General features: G+C 57.6%; 17 protein-coding genes, 1 other RNA gene and 1 pseudogene. 12 read left to right on the forward strand and 7 right to left on the reverse strand.

Going from position 1 to position 19,082, the window contains the following annotated elements:
- Positions 1–93: 93 nt before the first annotated feature.
- A complete protein-coding gene (gene recN / locus V6P94_RS23955; protein ID WP_326397331.1) occupies positions 94–1,776 on the forward strand; it encodes a DNA repair protein RecN in 1,683 nt (560 codons plus the stop codon).
- Positions 1,777–1,872: 96 nt separating this feature from the next.
- Here recN and fur read toward each other — a convergent pair whose 3' ends face one another.
- Positions 1,873–2,286, reverse strand: coding sequence for a ferric iron uptake transcriptional regulator (gene fur / locus V6P94_RS23960; protein ID WP_019825889.1), 414 nt, complete (start codon positions 2,284–2,286; stop codon positions 1,873–1,875).
- 98 nt (positions 2,287–2,384) lie between these two features.
- On the opposite strand from fur, the gene V6P94_RS23965 reads away from it, so the two are divergent.
- The gene (locus tag V6P94_RS23965; protein ID WP_048352541.1) at positions 2,385–2,912 is read left to right on the forward strand and encodes an outer membrane protein assembly factor BamE; all 528 of its coding nucleotides are present in this window, start codon (positions 2,385–2,387) and stop codon (positions 2,910–2,912) included.
- Positions 2,913–2,969: 57 nt separating this feature from the next.
- Here the strand turns inward: V6P94_RS23965 and V6P94_RS23970 are convergent, their stop codons facing one another.
- Genes V6P94_RS23970 through V6P94_RS23980 form a run of 3 tightly spaced genes read right to left on the reverse strand, consistent with a single transcriptional unit; the run spans position 2,970 to position 5,125 of the window.
- The gene (locus V6P94_RS23970) at positions 2,970–3,287 is read right to left on the reverse strand and encodes an RnfH family protein (RefSeq protein WP_219262434.1); all 318 of its coding nucleotides are present in this window, start codon (positions 3,285–3,287) and stop codon (positions 2,970–2,972) included.
- Entirely contained in the window at positions 3,280–3,714 is a 435-nt protein-coding gene (locus V6P94_RS23975; protein ID WP_019825884.1) for a type II toxin-antitoxin system RatA family toxin, read from the reverse strand. Before V6P94_RS23975 ends, V6P94_RS23970 begins: the two co-directional genes overlap by 8 nt.
- Positions 3,715–3,721: 7 nt before the next feature.
- A complete protein-coding gene (locus V6P94_RS23980) occupies positions 3,722–5,125 on the reverse strand; it encodes a sodium-dependent transporter (RefSeq protein WP_219262433.1) in 1,404 nt (467 codons plus the stop codon).
- A 117-nt stretch (positions 5,126–5,242) separates the two neighbouring features.
- Between V6P94_RS23980 and smpB the strand changes: the two genes are divergently transcribed.
- Positions 5,243–5,725, forward strand: a complete 483-nt coding sequence (smpB, locus tag V6P94_RS23985) for an SsrA-binding protein SmpB (RefSeq protein ID WP_048362119.1) — start codon at positions 5,243–5,245, stop codon at positions 5,723–5,725.
- A gap of 121 nt (positions 5,726–5,846) precedes the next feature.
- On the opposite strand, the gene V6P94_RS23990 is transcribed toward smpB, so the two are convergent.
- The gene (locus V6P94_RS23990; RefSeq protein WP_133078313.1) at positions 5,847–6,614 is read right to left on the reverse strand and encodes a GntR family transcriptional regulator; all 768 of its coding nucleotides are present in this window, start codon (positions 6,612–6,614) and stop codon (positions 5,847–5,849) included.
- 260 nt (positions 6,615–6,874) lie between these two features.
- Between V6P94_RS23990 and V6P94_RS23995 the strand changes: the two genes are divergently transcribed.
- From V6P94_RS23995 to V6P94_RS24030, 8 genes are all read left to right on the forward strand, one after another.
- The gene (locus V6P94_RS23995; protein ID WP_133078314.1) at positions 6,875–8,569 is read left to right on the forward strand and encodes a lactate permease LctP family transporter; all 1,695 of its coding nucleotides are present in this window, start codon (positions 6,875–6,877) and stop codon (positions 8,567–8,569) included.
- 113 nt (positions 8,570–8,682) lie between these two features.
- Complete coding sequence (locus V6P94_RS24000; RefSeq protein WP_326397328.1) at positions 8,683–9,507, forward strand: (Fe-S)-binding protein; 825 nt, start codon at positions 8,683–8,685, stop codon at positions 9,505–9,507.
- On the forward strand, positions 9,504–10,961 hold the full coding sequence (locus V6P94_RS24005) for a LutB/LldF family L-lactate oxidation iron-sulfur protein (RefSeq protein WP_219262430.1): 1,458 nt from the start codon (positions 9,504–9,506) through the stop codon (positions 10,959–10,961). The genes V6P94_RS24000 and V6P94_RS24005 overlap by 4 nt, the downstream gene beginning before the upstream one ends.
- Positions 10,961–11,632 carry a lactate utilization protein gene (locus V6P94_RS24010; RefSeq protein WP_326397326.1) on the forward strand — a complete coding sequence of 224 codons (672 nt, stop codon included), beginning with the start codon at positions 10,961–10,963 and terminating at the stop codon, positions 11,630–11,632. Before V6P94_RS24005 ends, V6P94_RS24010 begins: the two co-directional genes overlap by 1 nt.
- A complete protein-coding gene (locus V6P94_RS24015) occupies positions 11,629–14,436 on the forward strand; it encodes an FAD-binding and (Fe-S)-binding domain-containing protein (protein WP_338648822.1) in 2,808 nt (935 codons plus the stop codon). Before V6P94_RS24010 ends, V6P94_RS24015 begins: the two co-directional genes overlap by 4 nt.
- A gap of 256 nt (positions 14,437–14,692) precedes the next feature.
- Positions 14,693–14,974: a hypothetical protein gene (locus V6P94_RS24020; RefSeq protein ID WP_133078319.1), complete on the forward strand. Its 282-nt coding sequence runs from the start codon at positions 14,693–14,695 to the stop codon at positions 14,972–14,974.
- Between the two features lie 71 nt (positions 14,975–15,045).
- Positions 15,046–15,437, forward strand: a transfer-messenger RNA (tmRNA) gene (gene ssrA, locus V6P94_RS24025).
- 187 nt (positions 15,438–15,624) lie between these two features.
- Positions 15,625–16,881, forward strand: coding sequence for an integrase domain-containing protein (locus V6P94_RS24030; protein ID WP_034133711.1), 1,257 nt, complete (start codon positions 15,625–15,627; stop codon positions 16,879–16,881).
- A 120-nt stretch (positions 16,882–17,001) separates the two neighbouring features.
- Here V6P94_RS24030 and V6P94_RS24035 read toward each other — a convergent pair whose 3' ends face one another.
- Both V6P94_RS24035 and V6P94_RS24040 read right to left on the reverse strand, forming a co-directional pair.
- A complete protein-coding gene (locus V6P94_RS24035; RefSeq protein WP_338648823.1) occupies positions 17,002–17,271 on the reverse strand; it encodes a hypothetical protein in 270 nt (89 codons plus the stop codon).
- Positions 17,268–17,861 (reverse strand): annotated as a pseudogene (locus tag V6P94_RS24040) (integrase domain-containing protein); the annotation flags it as partial. The gene V6P94_RS24035 and the pseudogene V6P94_RS24040, both read right to left, overlap by 4 nt.
- A 63-nt stretch (positions 17,862–17,924) precedes the next feature.
- Here V6P94_RS24040 and V6P94_RS24045 point away from each other — a divergent pair.
- A protein-coding gene (locus tag V6P94_RS24045; RefSeq protein WP_338647729.1) for an IS3 family transposase occupies positions 17,925–19,075 on the forward strand; the annotation gives its coding sequence in 2 pieces (ribosomal slippage) (positions 17,925–18,159 and positions 18,159–19,075; 1,152 coding nt in all).
- Positions 19,076–19,082: the final 7 nt, after the last annotated feature.

The following is a 19,082-nucleotide window of genomic DNA, read 5'->3' on the forward strand; positions in this document are numbered from 1 at the left end:
AAAAAACAAGCAAATCGAACTAAGCACAGCCATTGTCAGCACGAAACAAAACACTGTATAAATAACCAGACATTACGTTTTGGAGCAGCTCCTATGCTGGTGCACCTGTCCGTACACAACTACGCCATCGTTGAACATCTCGATCTCGAACTGGATCGCGGGATGAGTGTAATCACTGGCGAGACCGGTGCCGGCAAATCGATCATGCTCGACGCCCTGGGCCTCACACTAGGGGACCGCGCAGACAGCGGTGTTGTCCGCCCGGGAGCCGACAAGGCCGATATCCTGGCCACGTTCGACCTGCAAGACATACCAGAAGCCCGGGCCTGGCTTGCCGAGCGCGACCTGGAAGGCGAAGGTCCGTGCATCTTGCGCCGAGTCATTACTGCCGAAGGCCGCTCGCGCAGCTACATCAACGGCACCCCCTGCCCCCAAGGCGACCTCAAGGCCCTGGGCGAGCTGCTGATTGATATCCACAGCCAGCACGAGCACCAGTCGCTGCTCAAACCCGACACCCACCGCCGCCTGCTCGACGAGTTCGCCGGCGCCACCGACCTTGCCCGCCAGGTGCAATTGGCCGCGCAACGCTGGCGCCAGACCAGGCAAGAGCTTGAACACCTGTCCAACTCCGGCGATGAACAGCGCTCGCGCCATCAACTGCTCAGCTACCAGCTCGAAGAACTTGAAACCCTTTCCCTGGGCGAGAACGAACTGGAAGAACTGGAACAGGAACACAAAAACCTGACCAACGCCGAAACCTTGCTGACCATATGCCGCCAGGTGGTGGAGCAATGCAGCGAAAGCGACTCAGGCAACGTGCTCAATGCCCTGACGGTGAGCCTCAATCGCCTTTCAAGCATCAACAACAACTCGGGCTCACTGGGCGAAGCCACCGATCTGCTGGCCAGCGCACAAATTCAAGTCGAAGAAGCCGTGGGCGAGCTCAATCGCTTTATCGACCATTTTGATGCTGATCCAGGCCGACTGCAGTACCTGGAAGAAAGGCTCGACACCATCTATACACTGGCGCGCAAACACCGCGTGCAACCCACCGAAGTGGCTGCCTTGCAGCAAAAACTGCTGGATGAACTCGAAACCCTCAACGCCAACGACGAGAACATCGAACGCCTGGCCAATGAGCTGACGTCCTATTCCCGCCACTATCATGAGTGCGCACGCGAACTCAGCAACTTGCGCAGCCAGGCTGCAACGCGCCTGAGCAGTGCCGTTGAAGAAGAAATACAGCGCCTTGGCATGCCCGGTGGCCGTTTCGTGATTGAACTGCGCCCACAGAGCAGCAATGACCCTATGCCTCAAGGCCTGGAGCAGGTCGAACTGCTCGTAAGTGCCAACCCCGGCCAGCCACTCAAGGCATTGGCCAAAGTTGCCTCTGGCGGTGAGCTGTCACGTATCAGCCTGGCCATCCAGGTAATTACCGCTCAAACATCCCGCGTACCCACTCTGGTATTCGACGAAGTGGATGTCGGGATTGGCGGCCCGACGGCCGAAATCGTGGGGCAACTGCTACGCCGCCTTGGCGAGCGAGGCCAGGTACTGACAGTCACTCACTTGCCGCAAGTGGCTGCCCAATGTCATCAACACCTTTTTGTACACAAGGTCCGCGAGAGCGATACCACCCGTACTGCCGTGGCCAAATTGAGCAAAAAAGAGCGCGTAGAAGAGGTTGCACGCATGCTCGGCGGTGTCGACCTGACCAAAGAATCCTTGGCCCACGCCAAAAAAATGGTCGTCACTGCAAAGAATCTGGCGGCTTAACGACGAACGGTTATCAAAAGACCGATATCAGAAAGCACGAAGGCGGCCCTAGGGCCGCCTTCGATCGTTTCGCGAACCGTAGCTCGCGTGACATGCTTACTTGGACTTCTTGCGCACGTACAGCACCAAGTTGTGATCCACCAACTCAACACCGTGCTTGGCTGCAATGGCGTGCTGCAGTTTTTCGATGTCTTCGTCGAAAAACTCGATCACTTCACCGCTGTCCACGTTGACCATATGGTCGTGGTGGCCGCCGTCAGCATCAGCCAATTCAAAGACCGCATGACCGCCATCAAAGTTATGGCGAATCACCAGCCCGGCTGACTCGAACTGGGTCAGCACACGGTAAACCGTGGCCAGACCGACGTCCTCGCCTGCTTGCATAAGTGCCTTGTAAACGTCCTCGGCGCTCATGTGACGCTGCTCTGCAGAGTCAAGCATCTGTAGAATTTTGACTCGTGGCAGAGTCACCTTAAGTCCGGCCTTACGTAGTTCGCTATTTTCAACCATGGTTAGCTTTCTCGCGGAAGCGGCTTCGCAGCTTCTCTTAATACGGGTATGATCGGCGTTTACGTTGTCCCAGCCAAGATAGTGGAAGTCGCCCACCGATGCAAAACACCAAGCTCTTGCTAACCAGTTTCACCTTTGTGGGACTGCTCGCACTCGCCGGTTGTTCATTCCCCGGGGTTTACAAAATCGACATCCAACAGGGCAATGTCGTCACGCAGGACATGATAAACCAGTTACGCCCGGGAATGACCCGTCGGCAAGTGCGGTTTATCATGGGCAACGCCCTGCTGACCGATACATTCCACCCTGATCGCTGGGATTACCTGTATAGCCTGCAGCCCGGCGGCGGTGAACGCCAACAGGAACGCGTCAGCGTGTTCTTCAACCAAAATGACCAGCTCGTAAGCTTGTCAGGCGACTTCAAGCCTGGTGTAAGCCGCGACGAAGCCATTCTCGGCAAAACCGGCGGCACAAACGTGACCGAACCGGCCACTGAAGCTCCAGTCGAGAAGAGCGAAGTTCCAGCCAAGCCTGGTTCGTTGCTTGATCAAATCCAGAAGGACGTAGACGGTGTTGAAACCGTACCGGTTCCTACGCCAGAACCTCTGGACACAACCGAACAATAAGCGTTCGGCACAAAAAAGCCCGGCATGCCGGGCTTTTTGTTGCCTGCCATAAAGAGCTCACTGCTGACTCAGACGCTTGGCCTCGGCAGCTTTAGCCGCACGCTGACGCCGAATTTCTTTAGGGTCGGCCAGCAGCGGGCGATACATCTCAATGCGATCGCCCGCCTGCAACACCCGGGTTTCAGGCTCTGCGACCTGCTTGCCGAATATCCCCACCGGGCAATTCGCCAGATCGAGTTCGGGAAACTCACGCCCCATGCCCGACGCCAAAACCGCAGCCCGCAAGGTCGTACCCTGGGGTACAACCACAGTCAGCAGGCACTGACGATCAACAGCGGCATACACCACCTCTACGTCAATCATGAGCTCAGCCATACAACTGCTTGGCACGCTGACAGAATGCATCCACCAGCGTGTTGGCCGCCTGATTGAACAAAGGCCCCAGGGTCGCCTTGACGATAGCCCCGGCGTAATCGAAGGTCATGTCCAGGCTGATCTTGCAGGCCTTCTCACCCAACGGTTTGAACACCCACATGCCGTGCAGCTTGGTAAACGGGCCTTCTTCCAGGTTCATTTCAATGGATTGACCCGGCACCAGCGTATTGCAGGTCACGAAGTGCTGGCTCAGGCCGCCCTTCGCCACACCCAGGCTGGCGCGCATCAGCACCTCAGTGCTTTCCAGGATTTCGGCAGACGAACACCACGGCAAAAATTGCGGGTAACTCGCAACATCATTCACCAGGTCATAAAGAGCCTGGGCTGGATAAGGCAACAAAGCGGAGCGTTGGATATGGGTAGTCATGTCAGCGTTACTTCCACAGCTGGGCGGCAAACACAATCAGAATGCCGAGTGGCGCCACATAGCGCATCAAAAAAAGAGTCAGGGCGAACAACACCGGGCTACGCATCGACAACTCGTCGCGAACCGCACCGCGCCCCATGATCCAGCCTGCAAAGACCACAAAGCACAGCCCGCCCAAAGGCAACATGATACGCGAGGTGAAGAAATCGACGACACCAAAGAAGTCCAGGCCGCTTGCAGCGCCCCATTGATAGAGGTGAAAACCCGAGTCTTCACTCACGAAAAACTTGGCCTGTTTCCAGATATTGAACGAAAACACCGTGCCCAGCCCAACAAACCAGCAACTGAACGCCAGCCAGAACGTGACCCACAAGCGTCGAACCTTGGTCCGTTCCACCAGATAAGCCACCATCGGCTCAAGCAATGAAATGGCTGAGCTCCAGGCGGCCACTGCCACCAGAACGAAAAACACCACGCCCATCAACTGACCAAACGCCACATTGCCGAAGGCAAAAGGCAAGGTCACAAACATCAACCCCGGCCCTTCGCCAGGGTTAAGTCCCGACGCGAAGACAATTGGAAACAATGCCAGCCCGGCGAGCAATGAGACAAACGTGTCGATCAGGGCGACCCCCACGACAGTTCCGGAAATCGATACGTTCTTCGGCATATACGCGCCGTAAATCATGATCGAGCCCACGCCCACACTCAGCGAAAAGAAGGCATGTCCCATCGCCGCCAGCAAACCATCGAGCACGCGATCAGGGTTGAAGTCGAACATGAAATGCACGCCCTGCATAAAGTGCCCTGTGGTCATGCTGTAACCCAGCAACACCAGCAGCAGCACAAACAGCAACGGCATCATGATCTTCAGGCTGCGCTCAAGCCCCGCCACCACGCCTTTGGCAATCACATACGCCGACAACAACATAAACGCGGTGTGCCAGAAAGTGAGCCTCCACGGGTTGGAAATCACGCCACCAAAGTACTCACCGACCTGAGCGGCCGTCGCGCCCTGAAAATCACCCTTGCCCATATTAATGATGTAATCCAGCGACCAACCGCCCACCACGCTATAGAAAGATAAAATCAGCAGCGCCGTAATCATCCCGGCAAAAGCCCCCCACGACCAACGCCCCGAGTGCCCGGCCTCTACCGCCAACACCTTCAAGGCATTCGCCGGACTAAGCCGCGCACGCCGCCCGATCAGGGTTTCAGCCAACATGACCGGCACACCAATCAGCGCGATGCAGGCCAAAAACACCAATACAAATGCGCCGCCGCCATAGACGCCAACCATATAGGGAAATTTCCAGATACTGCCCAAACCCACGGCAGAACCGGTCGCAGCGAAAATAAAGACCCAACGGCTTGCCCAACTGCCGTGGACAGAAACCTTGTCTGTCGACATCGTTACTACGCCCAACCACTAAAAAAAGAGGGCGCATTGTCCGGGAATCAACCTACGTGCTCAAGCACGCAGGTGCCCGTAGCCGACACGCTCGCAACTGCCTATAATGCCGGCCCTATGGCTAAACAGAAGAAACACCCTACAGGGACCATCGCGCAGAATAAAAAAGCGCGACACGATTACTTCATCGAACATCGGTTCGAGGCTGGTCTGGTCCTGGCCGGCTGGGAAGTAAAAAGTCTGCGTGCAGGCAAGGCACAACTGGTCGACAGTTATGTGCTGCTCAAGGATGGTGAAGCATGGTTGCTCGGCAGCCATATTTCACCCCTGACGACTGCCAGCACCCACGTCATCGCCGACCCGACGCGCAGCCGCAAACTGCTGCTTAACCAGCGCGAGCTGGAAAAGCTGTTTGCCGCAGTGCAGCAGAAGGGTTACGCCTGCGTCTGCCTCTCGCTTTACTGGAGCAAGCACTTGATCAAGTGCGAAATTGCCCTGGGTAAAGGCAAGAAGGAATACGACAAGCGTCATACCGAGCGCGAGCGTGATTCTGACCGCGAGTTGCAGCGCGCAGTGCGCAACAAGGGCAAGGAAGACTAGTTCTTTCACCCTTGCTCTTGTGGGAGCGGGCTTGCTCGCGATGCAGGCGATACGGTCTTTCAGTAGAACCGCATCGATGCAATCGCGAACAAGCCCGCTCCCACAAGTTTTGCCTTAACCTTTACAACCCATTACGCCGCTCGGCCCGCGCCATGCGCTGCACTTCCTGACGCACTTCTTCCAGTACCTCCTGCACGTACACCAAATGGCGGCTCGCCACTTCCCGGGCGTCCTCCGCCCTGCCCTCGATAATCGCCAGGTACAACTCGCGGTGCTGACTGATCAGCATGTCGCGCGTTTCGCTGCGCTGCTTGTACATCCCGCCAATGTTAGTCACCACGTTGCGCTTGAGCAGATCGAACAGCCCGCGAATCGTGTGCAACAACACCGCGTTATGGCTCGCCTCAGCGATAGCCAGATGGAAGCTCGCATCCGCCTCTCCCTCTTCCGAGCGACTGACCTCATCAACCCGCGCATAACAATCCTGCAATCGTTCAAACGCCAGCCGTAGTCGCTCGCGATCCATCTCGGTGGCTCTGGATGCGGCGTAAAAAGCGCACGAAGCCTCAAGGGTGTGACGAAACTCAAGCAGATCGCGCTGTGCTTCGGGGTTGCTTTCGAGCAGTTGCAGCAAGGGATCGCTGAACGTCGAGCCCAGCGATGTCGCCACATAATTGCCGCCCCCCTGACGACTGACCAGCAGCCCCTTGGCCGACAATTTCTGGATCGCCTCACGCAACGACGGGCGCGACACGCCAAACTGTTCCGCCAGCGCACGTTCGGCGGGCAAACGCTCACCCGACTTCAGCGTGCCCTCAAGGATCATCCCCTCAAGTTGCTCGACAATATCGTCCGACAAACGGCGCTGACGAATCTGATCAAACCCCATAACTGCTCTCCACCCTCCCGACCACGCGCCGGGGGCCGCTATTCTCGCTGATTAGCGCCACTCACACACCCACCAGAACACCGCCTGAAACCCCGGGCAGATGCCCCGACGACGAGCACCTCGACTAAAGATTGTGAGGCGGCAAATTGACACATGCCACATAAGGCTTTTAACCTAGCCAACAGCGACTGTAAATTGGTAATACCAATATACCAAATGCAATCGTAGCATCAACCAATAACAATTAGGGGCCACCCCATATGCAAACCTGGCAACAGCTCTACAGTCCGCTCGGCAGCCTCGGCCTGTCCGCTCTCGCGGCCGTTATCCCGATCGTATTCTTCTTCCTGGCCCTGGCCGTGTTCCGCCTCAAAGGTCACGTCGCAGGCAGCATTACCCTGGGCCTGTCGATTCTGGTGGCCATCTTCGCCTTCCAGATGCCTGTCGACATGGCCTTCGCAGCAGCGGGCTATGGATTTGCCTATGGCCTTTGGCCGATTGCCTGGATCATCGTTGCCGCGGTGTTCCTCTACAAATTGACCGTCAAGAGCGGCCAGTTTGAAATCATCCGCAGTTCCGTACTGTCGATCACTGACGATCAGCGCCTGCAAGTGCTGCTGATCGGCTTCTGCTTCGGTGCATTCCTTGAAGGTGCAGCCGGTTTCGGTGCCCCGGTAGCGATTACTGCCGCACTGCTCGTAGGCCTGGGTTTCAACCCTCTGTACGCAGCAGGCCTGTGCCTGATCGCCAACACCGCGCCGGTGGCCTTTGGCGCCCTGGGCATCCCGATCATCGTTGCAGGCCAGGTGACCGGCATCGACGCCTTCAAGATCGGCGCCATGGCTGGCCGTCAGCTGCCATTGCTGTCGCTGTTCGTACCGTTCTGGCTCGTCTTCATGATGGATGGCCTGCGCGGCGTGCGTGAAACCTGGCCCGCAGCCCTGGTGGCCGGCTTGAGCTTCGCCATCACCCAGTACTACACCTCGAACTACATTGGCCCGGAACTTCCGGACATCACCTCGGCCCTCGCCAGCCTGGTCAGCCTGACGCTGTTCCTCAAAGTGTGGCAACCAAAACGCACCGCAGGCGCTCAGATCGCTGGCGTTTCGTCGGACGTAACCGTCACCGCCAGTGCAGGTGGTTTCGGCAAGCCGACCAACCTGATGGCTTCGCCTTACAGCCTGATGCAGATCCTCAAGGCGTGGTCGCCGTTCCTGATCCTGACCGTGCTGGTCACCATCTGGACCCTCAAACCGTTCAAGGCCATGTTCTCCGCCGGTGGTTCGATGTACGGCTGGGTATTCAACTTCGCGATCCCGCACCTTGATCAACTGGTGATCAAGACTGCACCGATCGTCAACGCACCGACAGCCATTGCAGCCGTATTCAAACTTGACCCGATTTCAGCCACTGGCACCGCGATCTTCTTCTCCGCGCTGATCTCGATGCTGATCCTGAAAATCGACATCAAGACTGGTCTTACCACTTTAAAAGAGACCCTCTACGAACTCCGCTGGCCGATCCTGTCCATCGGTATGGTGCTGGCCTTTGCCTTCGTTACCAACTACTCGGGCATGTCTTCCACTATGGCCCTGGTGCTGGCAGGTACGGGCGCGGCATTCCCGTTCTTCTCGCCATTCCTTGGCTGGCTGGGCGTGTTCCTGACCGGTTCCGACACCTCGTCCAACGCCCTGTTCAGCTCGCTGCAAGCCACTACCGCACACCAGATCGGCGTCAGCGACACCCTGATGGTTGCCGCCAATACCAGCGGTGGTGTGACCGGCAAAATGATTTCCCCGCAATCGATCGCAGTGGCATGTGCCGCGACCGGTCTGGTGGGTAAAGAGTCTGACCTGTTCCGCTTCACCCTCAAGCACAGCCTGTTCTTCGCCACCATCGTTGGCCTGATCACGCTGGCCCAGGCGTACTGGCTCACCGGCATGCTGGTGCACTAATACACGCTATGGTTACTGCACATTAATGGCGCCGGGGCACAGCCCCGGCGTCAGTAATTCACTACCCGGTCCACCTCGGTGGACACATAACCGGGACCACCCGGAGACGCCTGATGAGCGAGCTTTTCTACAATGCCGTGCCGAATGCGACCCGCGTCGCCCCACCCCTGCCAACTCCTCGCCAATACCCTGCGCATAAACCGCGCAAGGTCTATCTGTTCGGCACCTGCGTAGTCGATCTGTTCTTCCCCGAAGCCGGGATGGACGCCATCCATCTGATCGAGCGCGAAGGTATCGAAGTCGATTACCCGCAAGGTCAAAGCTGCTGCGGACAACCGGCCTACACCTCGGGCTACACCGACCAGGCACGGGAGGTGGCACGTTCACAGCTGGCCCTGTTTGCTGAAGATTACCCGGTGGTCGTGCCGTCCGGCTCCTGCGCCGGCATGCTGCGCGAGCACTACGAAGACCTGTTCAAAGACGAGCCCGAAGCCTTGAAAAAGGTTCACGCACTGGCTGATCGCACCTTTGAGCTGACTGAATTTTTGCTGTTTGTGTGCAAGGTCCAATTCCAGGACCACGGCGCCCCGGTCAAGGTCGCGCTGCACACCTCATGCTCCGCACGCCGCGAAATGAACACACACCTGCACGGCCGCGAAATGCTCGCGCAACTGAGCAATGTGGAACGCATCGACCACAGCCACGAAAGTGAATGCTGCGGTTTTGGTGGGACATTCAGCGTACGCATGCCGGATATTTCCGGCGCAATGGTCGCCGACAAGACCCGCTCCCTGATTGAAACCGGCGCGCATCAAGTGCTCACCGCCGACTGCGGCTGCCTGATGAACATCAACGGCTCGCTGGAAAAACAGAAACAAGCCCTGCGCGGCCAGCATCTGGCCAGTTTCCTGTGGCAGCGCACTGGAGGTGAGCAATGAACGCCAGCACCCTGATTCCCACCGTCGCGGTTGAAGAAGACTTCCGCGAGCGCGCTCACGAAGCCCTGGGTGACAAGCAACTGCGAAACAACTTTCGCAGTGCAATGGATTCCCTGATGACAAAACGCGCCGTGGCCTTCAGCGACGCCCACGAGCGCGAACACTTGCGCGCACTGGGCAACGCCATCCGCGCCCGTGCCCTCTCCAAACTGCCCGACCTGCTGGAACGACTGGAAGCCAACCTGACCCGAAACGGGGTGCAGGTGCATTGGGCCGAAACCGTCGAGCAGGCTAACGAAATCGTCATGTCCATCGCTCGCCGCCGCGACGCCAAACAGGTGATCAAAGGCAAGTCGATGGTCAGTGAAGAGATGGAAATGAACCACGTGCTCGGCGCCCAGGGGATTGAATGCCTTGAGTCCGACATGGGTGAGTACATCGTTCAACTGGACAACGAAAAACCGTCCCACATCATCATGCCCGCGATCCACAAAAACGCAGGGCAAGTGGCCGACCTGTTTCACGAAAAGCTTGGCGTGGAATACACCAAAGACGTCGACCAACTGATCCAGATCGGTCGAAGGGTACTGCGGCAAAAATTCTTCGAAGCTGATATCGGCGTGTCGGGGGTCAACTTCGCCGTCGCCGAAACCGGCACCTTGCTGCTGGTGGAAAACGAAGGCAACGGCCGAATGTCGACCACCGTGCCACCCGTGCACATTGCAGTCACCGGTATCGAGAAAGTCGTCGAAAACCTGCGCGACGTTGTACCACTGGTGTCGCTGCTGACCCGTTCTGCACTGGGCCAGCCGATCACCACCTACGTCAACATGATCTCCGGCCCGCGCAAACCCGGCGAGCTGGACGGCCCTGAAGAAGTGCACCTGGTACTGCTCGACAACGGCCGCAGCCAGGCGTTTGCCGACAGTGAACTGCGCCAGACCCTGAACTGCATTCGCTGCGGTGCCTGCATGAACCACTGCCCGGTTTACACCCGCATTGGCGGCCATGCCTACGGTGAGGTCTACCCGGGTCCTATAGGCGCAATCATCACCCCGCATATGGTTGGCCTGGCCAAAGTTCCAGACCACCCGAGCGCATCGTCGCTGTGCGGTGCCTGTGGCGAAGTGTGTCCGGTAAAAATTCCGATCCCGGCATTGCTGCGACGCCTGCGCGAAGAGAACGTCAAAGCGCCCGATACCTCTCCCCGCATCATGCGCGGCCAGGGCAGCAAGTATTCACGCAAGGAACGTCTGATCTGGAACATGTGGGCCAAGCTCAACAGCTCACCCGCCCTGTACCGCGTATTCCTCAAGGCCGCCACCCGCCTGCGCGGGCTTACGCCGAGCAATGTCGGCCCGTGGACGCAAAACCACAGCGCCCCCAAACCCGCTGCCCGTTCGCTGCACGACATGGCCCGCGAACATTTGGCGAAAAAGTCGGGAGACCAGTGATGAGCGCTAAACAGAATATCCTCAACAAACTGCGCAAAAGTCTGACTGGCACCACACCGGTGCCTGACAACTTCGACGAAGTGCTGGTGACAGAGCCCTGGACCTATACCCCGGAGCAACGCATCCCACAGCTGCGCAAATTGATGGAAGCCGTACACACCGAAATCCACCTCAGCACTGAGCAAGAATGGCCAGCGCTGCTGGCGCAATTGGTCACCGACCGTCAATTGCCCAGTTTGCTGATTGCGCCGACTACACCCCACGGGCAGAAAGTAACCGCGCACTGGGCACAAAACCCTGCGTTGCCAACGCTCAAGGCCTACGATCGCCCGGTGGAAGAGTGGAAGGCCGAACTGTTCAACGACACCCCGGCCAGTTTCAGCACCACCCTGGGGGCGATTGCCGCCACCGGCAGCCTGATCATGTGGCCTACCCCTGAAGAACCCCGGCTGATGAGCCTTGTACCACCGGTGCATTTTGCATTGCTCAAGGCCAGTGAAATCCGTGACAACTTCTATCAGGTGCAGCGCGAGATGAACTGGTCAGCGGGCATGCCGACCAATGCATTGCTGGTGTCCGGTCCGTCGAAAACCGCGGATATCGAACAAATCCTCGCCTACGGCGCCCACGGTCCGAAAGACCTGATCGTGTTGATTCTGGAGGATGCATGAGTCTGCCCGCCGCATTTGTGCGTGATGCCGAACGGCTGATACCGCAAGACCGCCGCTTCAACGATCCACTCTCCACCCTGGCTTTCGGCACTGACGCGAGCTTTTATCGGCTGATTCCCAAGCTGGTGATTCGGGTTGAGTCCGAAGACGAAGTCGTCGAACTGCTGAATCTTGCCCGGCGCGATCAAGTGTCAGTGACCTTCCGCGCCGCGGGCACCAGCTTGTCAGGCCAGGCCATCAGCGACTCGGTGCTGATCGTGCTGGGGGATAACTGGAACGCCAGGGAAATTCGCGACCAGGGCATGCAAATCCGCCTGCAACCCGGCGTCATCGGCGCGCAGGCCAACGCCTGGCTGGCCCCGTTCGGACGCAAGATCGGCCCCGACCCGGCCTCGATCAACGCCTGCAAAATTGGCGGCATCGTCGCCAATAACGCCAGCGGCATGTGCTGCGGCACCGCGCAAAACACCTACCACACACTGGCTGGCCTGCGCGTGGTATTGGCCGACGGCACCCGGGTCGACACCGAAGATGCGACCAACATCGCCGCCTTTCGCCAAAGCCACGCCCCCCTGCTCGAACAACTTGGGACTTTAGCTCGCGAGACCCGCGCCAACACTGAACTGGCTGCCAAAATCCGGCATAAATACCGTCTGAAAAACACCACAGGACTGTCGCTTAACGCCCTGGTAGATTTCGATGACCCGCTGGACATCCTCAGCCACCTGCTGGTGGGCAGCGAAGGCACCCTGGGCTTTATCAGCGCAGTGACCTACGACACCGTGATCGACCACCCGAGCAAGGCTTCGGCGCTGATCGTGTTCCCGGACGTTGAAACCTGCTGCAACGCTGTCACCGTGCTCAAGAGCCAGCCCGTCTCCGCCGTAGAACTGCTGGACCGCCGCAGCTTGCGCTCGGTACAGGACAAACCGGGCATGCCCGCTTTCGTACAACAGCTGTCGGCCAATGCCTGCGCCCTACTGATCGAGTCTCGCGCAGCAACTCAGACGTTGCTGCACGAGCAACTGGGGCAAATCATGGCCTCGCTGTCGACCTTCCGGGTCGAGAAACAAATCGACTTCACCGAAGACCCCGCCGAGAACGCCAAGCTGTGGGCCATCCGCAAGGACACCTTCCCGGCAGTCGGTGCGGTGCGTAAAACCGGCACCACGGTCATCATCGAAGACGTGACCTTTCCGGTCGAACAACTGGCGATCGGCGTCAACCGCCTGATCGAACTGTTCGACAAGCACCACTACGACGAAGCGATCCTCTTCGGCCACGCGCTTGAGGGCAACCTGCACTTCGTCTTCACCCAGGGCTTCAATAATCCTGAAGAAGTGGCGCGTTACCAGGCCTTTATGGATGACGTGGCGCAGCTGGTAGCCGTGGAGTTCGGCGGCTCGCTCAAGGCCGAACACGGTACGGGCCGCAACATGGCACCCTTTGTCGAGCTGGAATGGGGCAGCGACGCTTACCAGTTGATGTGGGCACTCAAGCGATTGCTCGACCCGCAGGGCATTCTCAACCCGGACGTGGTGCTCAGCGAAGACCCGCACATCCACCTCAAACACCTCAAGCCGATGCCCGCCGCAGACGAGATTGTGGATAAGTGCATCGAATGCGGTTTCTGCGAGCCGGTGTGTCCGTCCAAAGGACTGACCCTCAGCCCCCGCCAGCGAATTGTCATCTGGCGTGACATCCAGGCTAAAAAGCGCGCAGGCATCGACACCACCGAACTGGAAAAAGCCTACGCCTATCAGGGCATTGATACCTGCGCAGCGACAGGGTTGTGCGCGCAACGTTGCCCGGTTGGCATCAACACCGGCGAACTAGTGAAAAAACTGCGTGCCCGCACAGCCCATAGCGTGAAAACCGCCGACTGGCTGGGCAATCATTTTGCAACCACGTTGCAAGGCGCACGCTTCACCCTGCATGTGGCCAATGGCGCACGCATGATGCTGGGGGCGCCGCGCCTGGGGAAAATTTCGGCAGCACTGACCAAAGCCAGCAAGGGCCGCGTGCCGTTGTGGACCAACGCCATGCCCCAGCCGGAGCGCGCAATCCGCTTTAGCCCGCCAGTCAATGATGAGCGGCCACGGGTCGTGTATCTGGCCGCCTGCGTCTCGCGGGTCATGGGCCCGGCAGCAGGCGACAGCGAACAAATGTCGCTGCTGGACAAAACCCGCGGCCTGCTGGAAAAGGCTGGCTACCAGGTGGTATTCCCCGACAACATGGACAGCCTGTGCTGCGGCCAGCCGTTTGCGTCCAAGGGATACAACGAACAAGCCGAGCACAAGCGTCAAGAACTGATCGGGGCATTGCTGCACGCCAGCCGTGGCGGGCTTGATCCGATCTACTGCGACACCAGCCCGTGCACCTTGCGTCTGGTGCAGGATCTGGGCGAAACCCGCCTGGACCTGTACGACCCCGTTCGATTTATTCGCATCCACCTTGTGGATAAGTTGAGTTTCACCCCGCAAACCGCACCGATAGCCGTGCATGTCACCTGCAGCACCCAGCACCTGGGCGAAGGCCAGGCACTGATCGACATTGCACGCCTGTGCAGCACCCACGTAGTGATCCCGGAAGGCATTCACTGCTGCGGCTTTGCTGGCGACAAAGGCTTCACCACGCCGGAGCTGAACGCTTACTCGCTGCGCACCTTGAAAGACGCAGTGCAGCAGTGCAGCGAAGGGATTTCGACCAGCCGCACCTGTGAAATTGGCCTGAGCCAGCATGGCGGGATTGATTACCACGGCCTGGTTTATCTGGTGGACCGCGTCACCAGCGCCCAGGCCTGAAAATGTGGGAGCGGGCTTGCTCGCGATGGCATCTGCGCGATCAGGCAGAATCACCGCGCCATCTGCATCGCGAGCAAGCTCACTCCCACCAAAAACAATCGACACCTGCGCCCGTTTTCGAACGCAAAAAAACTCGCCAAATACAGGCAGAACTCCCGAGCGTGGCTATAGTCAATTGGCTTAAGGCCCCAATCTTTGGGGCATATAACCGAGCCTGGAAACACCGGGCCTACCCTGTGCACAAGGAGTTTTCCCCATGAAGCGTACCGCTCTTGCTGGTCTGTTTATTTCCGCTGTGATGTTGGCTTCCCCGGTGTTTGCGGCAGATGACCTTTGCCAGATCAACCTGCAAAAGATCAATGATGCTGTAGCCAGCTCTGGAGAAATCAGCTCCGACTTACAAGACAACATCGACAGCACCGTAGCCCAGGCCAAGGAAGAACAATCCAAAGGCACTAAAGAAGGCACTCAAGCCTGCATTTCACTGACTACCCAAGTGCTCCAGGACATCTCCAACAACAACAAAGGTGGTGAGTAACCCCTTTGGGTTGGCCTTCTGCGCCAGAAAGGCGTAGACTCCGCAAGCTTGCTGGATACACAGCAAGCATCGGGGCCGTTTAGGATTCGACGCCGGTTGCGAAACTCTAGGTGCATGCCGAGTTGGTAACAGAACTCGTAAATCCACTGTTGCAACTACTTATAGTTGCCAATGACGAAACCTACGAGGGTCAAGCTCTCGCAGCGTAAGCTGCCTTAGCCATCCTCCTGGTACCTTCGGGTCCAGCAATCACTAGGGGATGCCTGTAAACCTGAAGTGATTGTCATATAGAACAGGATCGCCGTGCAGTACGTTGTGGACGAATCGGCTAAAACTTACACAACTCGCCCAAAGCACCCTGCCCTTCGGGTCGCTGAGGGTTAACTTAATAGATACGGCTAAGCATGTAGTACCGACAGCGGAGTACTGGCGGACGGGGGTTCAAATCCCCCCGGCTCCACCACTTCATCATCTAAAGACGTCCACGGACGTCTTTTTTTGTGCCTGAAACCCAGTGAATACTGGGGTTTCAGGGCTGCGGCAGGCTTTCGAGGTTGTTATAGTTCCAGGCGATTTGGTATTCCCAATGGTATTCCCGGCTACCCGGCGCTAATCTTGGGAATACCAAAAGGTGTCATGGAGTACTTCTCATGTGCGCTCAAACCACCCGCCTCTCCGACCGCCAACTCAAGGCGGTCAAACCGAAAGACAAGGATTACGTCCTCACCGATGGCGACGGGCTCCAGCTGCGAGTCAGGGTCAATCGCTCGATGCAGTGGAATTTCAACTACCGGCATCCCGTCACCAAGAATCGAATCAACATGGCACTCGGCTCTTATCCCGAGGTTTCTCTTGCGCAAGCCAGGAAGAAAACCGTTGAGGCCAGAGAGCTGCTTGCGCAGGGCATCGACCCCAAAGCTCAGCGCAATGAGCTGCTGGAAACCAAACGGGCTGAAACGGAACATACCTTCGAGAATGTGGCCACCGCCTGGTTCGAATTGAAAAAGGATTCCGTCACACCCGCGTATGCCGAAGACATCTGGCGTTCACTCACGCTGCATGTATTTCCGAGCATGAAATCAACGCCGTTATCAGAAGTGAGTGCCCCGATGGTCATCAAGCTGCTTCGTCCGATTGAGGCCAAAGGCAGCCTCGAGACGGTTAAGCGAGTGAGCCAGCGCCTTAACGAGATCATGACCTACGGGGTCAACTCCGGAATGATCTTTGCCAATCCTCTCAGCGGCATTCGAGCGGTATTTAAGAAACCCAAGAAAGAAAATATGGCCGCGCTGCCACCTGATGAGCTTCCGGAGCTCATGATGGAAATCGCGAACGCCAGTATCAAGCGGACGACCCGCTGCCTGATCGAATGGCAACTTCATACCATGACCCGCCCCGCCGAGGCGGCCACCACTCGATGGACAGATATCGACTTCGACAAACGCATCTGGACCATCCCTCCGGAGCGAATGAAAAAGCGGCGTCCGCATACAATCCCGTTGACCGAACATGCACTCTCATTATTGGAGACGCTTAAACCCCATAGCGGCCACAGGGAATATGTGTTCCCGTCAGATAGAAACCCGCGCACCCACGCGAATAGCCAAACAGCCAACATGGCGTTGAAGCGGATGGGTTTCCAGGACCGCTTGGTCAGCCACGGCATGCGATCCATGGCCAGCACAATCCTGAACGAGCATGGATGGGATCCGGAACTGATCGAAGTCGCGCTCGCGCATGTCGACAAGGACGAAGTTCGGAGCGCCTACAACCGGGCGGATTACATCGAACGTCGGCGCCCGATGATGGCCTGGTGGAGTGAACATATCCAGAAAGCGGCTACCGGCAGCCTGTCAGCGTCGGCCATCAATCAAACCAGGGACCGCAAGGTGGTGCCGATACGCTGACATCACGGCGACAGTTCATGCCATCCGTGTAGTGGAGCTTGCCAGCGCTTCTTCGGCCAAGCCCCTGAGTATGGGAAGGCTCCGCATTCCCATACTCAGGGGCTCACGCTTAAAGGTCTATCAGGCAACCACGGCTTTTGCCTTTCTAAGGCGGATCAACCCTGCTGTTAACTCGTAGTAGTAGACGGTAGCTGGAGCTGAGCATCGCAGGTAGTGCTCCAGAAACCATCTCACGTGCTTTTCTCTCCAGGACCAGGGAGTCGCGCAACCCCAGCGTTCACGAATCACCTCGTGCATCCTTTCTGCTTGCCTGATGTGCCGCTGCCGCGTGGCATGCGCACCTTTGAGCACAGGGCTCAGAAACAACGCTATGTCGAACTCAGACGTCATCGCCGACCTCCGATGTAGGCACTCACCACATCGATGCGGTTATGTCCCAACTCATGGCTGATCTGCTTACGGGCTCGTTGATCAAGTGCTCGATCCTCTTGATGAACACGACCACCATTAACGGGTGCAGGAAAGCCGATTAGCTGCTCATAGCGCTCACAGGCGTAGGCCGCCCGCAGCTCATGAAAACCTTTCAATCCATACTCATGCAGGATGTCCCGTGCCGGTCGCACAACTGCCTGCATAAAGTCTTTATAGCTTTCGTCGGGCGCCAACAAATTCCGGCTGCCATTGGGTGAGGTCGCGCTGGCCCAACCCAGGGCATCGCGAACTTGATCCGTTGCCGTAATCCAGCGCGGTGCCGACGCCCCTGATCGACCACCTTTGGTGCCATCCTGGATGTTGATCTTGCCCAGTTGCCGAACCTCACGTTGCAGTCGGGGCAGATCGGCCAGGATCGCTTCGCGCAGGCGCATACCAGTCTCACGGGCGAGGAGCACAATGGCACTCACCCTCGATTGCTGACGATCTGAAAGCGCCCGCGCGATCAACTCAACCTGCGCACGGTCTTGGCCTTGCGGAGCCTCACTATGAATCGCCCCGGGTTTCGTAGAGACTTCCATGCCTTAAACTGAGGCCAATCAGGAGGTGCCATGAGCAACCCACGTTATCCCGAAGAATTCAAAATCCAAGCGGTCAATCAAGTGACCGAAAAGAAGCTGCCTGTCGCTGATGTGGCGGCGCGTCTTGGCGTGTCGACGCATAGCCTCTATGCCTGGATAAAGCGCTACAGCAAACCTCAGGCAAAACGGCAGCAAGACGACGATCAGCACGCTGAACTGCGTCGTCTGCGAGCGGAACTCAAGCGGGTCACTGAAGAGCGAGACATCTTAAAAAAGGCCGCCGCGTACTTTGCCAAGGAGTGCGGCTGAAGTACGCCTTTATCAAGCAGCGCGCGGGCGACTATTCCATTCGACGGCTTTGCCTGACGCTGAAAGTCCATCCCAGTGGTTATTACGCTTGGTTGTCTGAGCCGCAATCTGCACGCGCTAAAGACGACCAGCGATTGCTGGGTTTGATCAAGCACTCGTGGCTGGAGAGCGGCGGAGTTTATGGCTATCGCAAAATCCATGACGACCTGCGCGAGGTCGGTGAAGCTTGTGGTCGGCATCGTGTGGCGAGGCTGATGCGTCTTGAAGGTCTGCGCTCTCAGACAGGGTATCGACGCCGTCCTGGCAAATACGGCGGTAAGCCAGCGGTCGCCTCACCCAATTTACTGAAGCGCCAGTTCGATGTCGTAGAACCTAACAAAATTTGGGTCACCGACATCACCTACATTCGTACGTATGAAGGTTGGTTGTATTTGGCGGTGGTGCTGGATCTGTTTTCTCGTCAGGTCATTGGCTGGTCAATGAAGGCGCAGATGACCAGTGATTTGGCCATTGATGCGTTATTGATGGCGGTTTGGAGGCGAAAACCGAAACAAGAGGTGATGGTTCATTCCGACCAGGGCAGCCAGTACAGCAGCTCCGATTGGCGCAGTTTTTTGAAGGCAAACAATTTGGTTGCCAGCATGAGCCGCCGAGGCAATTGTCATGACAACGCCGTGGCCGAGAGCTTTTTCCAGCTTCTGAAACGGGAACGGATCAAGCGAAAAATCTACACCACGCGGGAAGATGCTCGCAGTGATGTGTTTGATTACATCGAAATGTTCTACAACGCAAAACGCCGCCATGGTTTCAACAATCAGCTGTCACCGGTAGAGTTTGAAAAACGTTACGCAATGAGCTTGCAAGGTGTCTAGAGAACCC

It is taken from the genome of Pseudomonas sp. ML2-2023-3 (genome assembly GCF_037055275.1).
Classification (GTDB): Bacteria; Pseudomonadota; Gammaproteobacteria; order Pseudomonadales; family Pseudomonadaceae; genus Aquipseudomonas.

Bases quoted from the DNA above. Each gene is read 5' to 3' on its own strand.
- V6P94_RS24020 (WP_133078319.1), top strand. From the start codon at position 14,693: ATGAAGCGTACCGCTCTTGCTGGTCTGTTTATTTCCGCTGTGATGTTG.
- V6P94_RS24035 (WP_338648823.1), bottom strand. From the start codon at position 17,271: ATGACGTCTGAGTTCGACATAGCGTTGTTTCTGAGCCCTGTGCTCAAA.
- V6P94_RS23995 (WP_133078314.1), top strand. From the start codon at position 6,875: ATGCAAACCTGGCAACAGCTCTACAGTCCGCTCGGCAGCCTCGGCCTG.
- smpB (WP_048362119.1), top strand. From the start codon at position 5,243: ATGGCTAAACAGAAGAAACACCCTACAGGGACCATCGCGCAGAATAAA.
- fur (WP_019825889.1), bottom strand. From the start codon at position 2,286: ATGGTTGAAAATAGCGAACTACGTAAGGCCGGACTTAAGGTGACTCTG.
- V6P94_RS23965 (WP_048352541.1), top strand. From the start codon at position 2,385: ATGCAAAACACCAAGCTCTTGCTAACCAGTTTCACCTTTGTGGGACTG.
- V6P94_RS23970 (WP_219262434.1), bottom strand. From the start codon at position 3,287: ATGGCTGAGCTCATGATTGACGTAGAGGTGGTGTATGCCGCTGTTGAT.
- V6P94_RS23975 (WP_019825884.1), bottom strand. From the start codon at position 3,714: ATGACTACCCATATCCAACGCTCCGCTTTGTTGCCTTATCCAGCCCAG.
- V6P94_RS23980 (WP_219262433.1), bottom strand. From the start codon at position 5,125: ATGTCGACAGACAAGGTTTCTGTCCACGGCAGTTGGGCAAGCCGTTGG.
- V6P94_RS24010 (WP_326397326.1), top strand. From the start codon at position 10,961: ATGAGCGCTAAACAGAATATCCTCAACAAACTGCGCAAAAGTCTGACT.
- recN (WP_326397331.1), top strand. From the start codon at position 94: ATGCTGGTGCACCTGTCCGTACACAACTACGCCATCGTTGAACATCTC.
- V6P94_RS23990 (WP_133078313.1), bottom strand. From the start codon at position 6,614: ATGGGGTTTGATCAGATTCGTCAGCGCCGTTTGTCGGACGATATTGTC.
- V6P94_RS24030 (WP_034133711.1), top strand. From the start codon at position 15,625: ATGTGCGCTCAAACCACCCGCCTCTCCGACCGCCAACTCAAGGCGGTC.
- V6P94_RS24000 (WP_326397328.1), top strand. From the start codon at position 8,683: ATGAGCGAGCTTTTCTACAATGCCGTGCCGAATGCGACCCGCGTCGCC.
- V6P94_RS24015 (WP_338648822.1), top strand. From the start codon at position 11,629: ATGAGTCTGCCCGCCGCATTTGTGCGTGATGCCGAACGGCTGATACCG.
- V6P94_RS24005 (WP_219262430.1), top strand. From the start codon at position 9,504: ATGAACGCCAGCACCCTGATTCCCACCGTCGCGGTTGAAGAAGACTTC.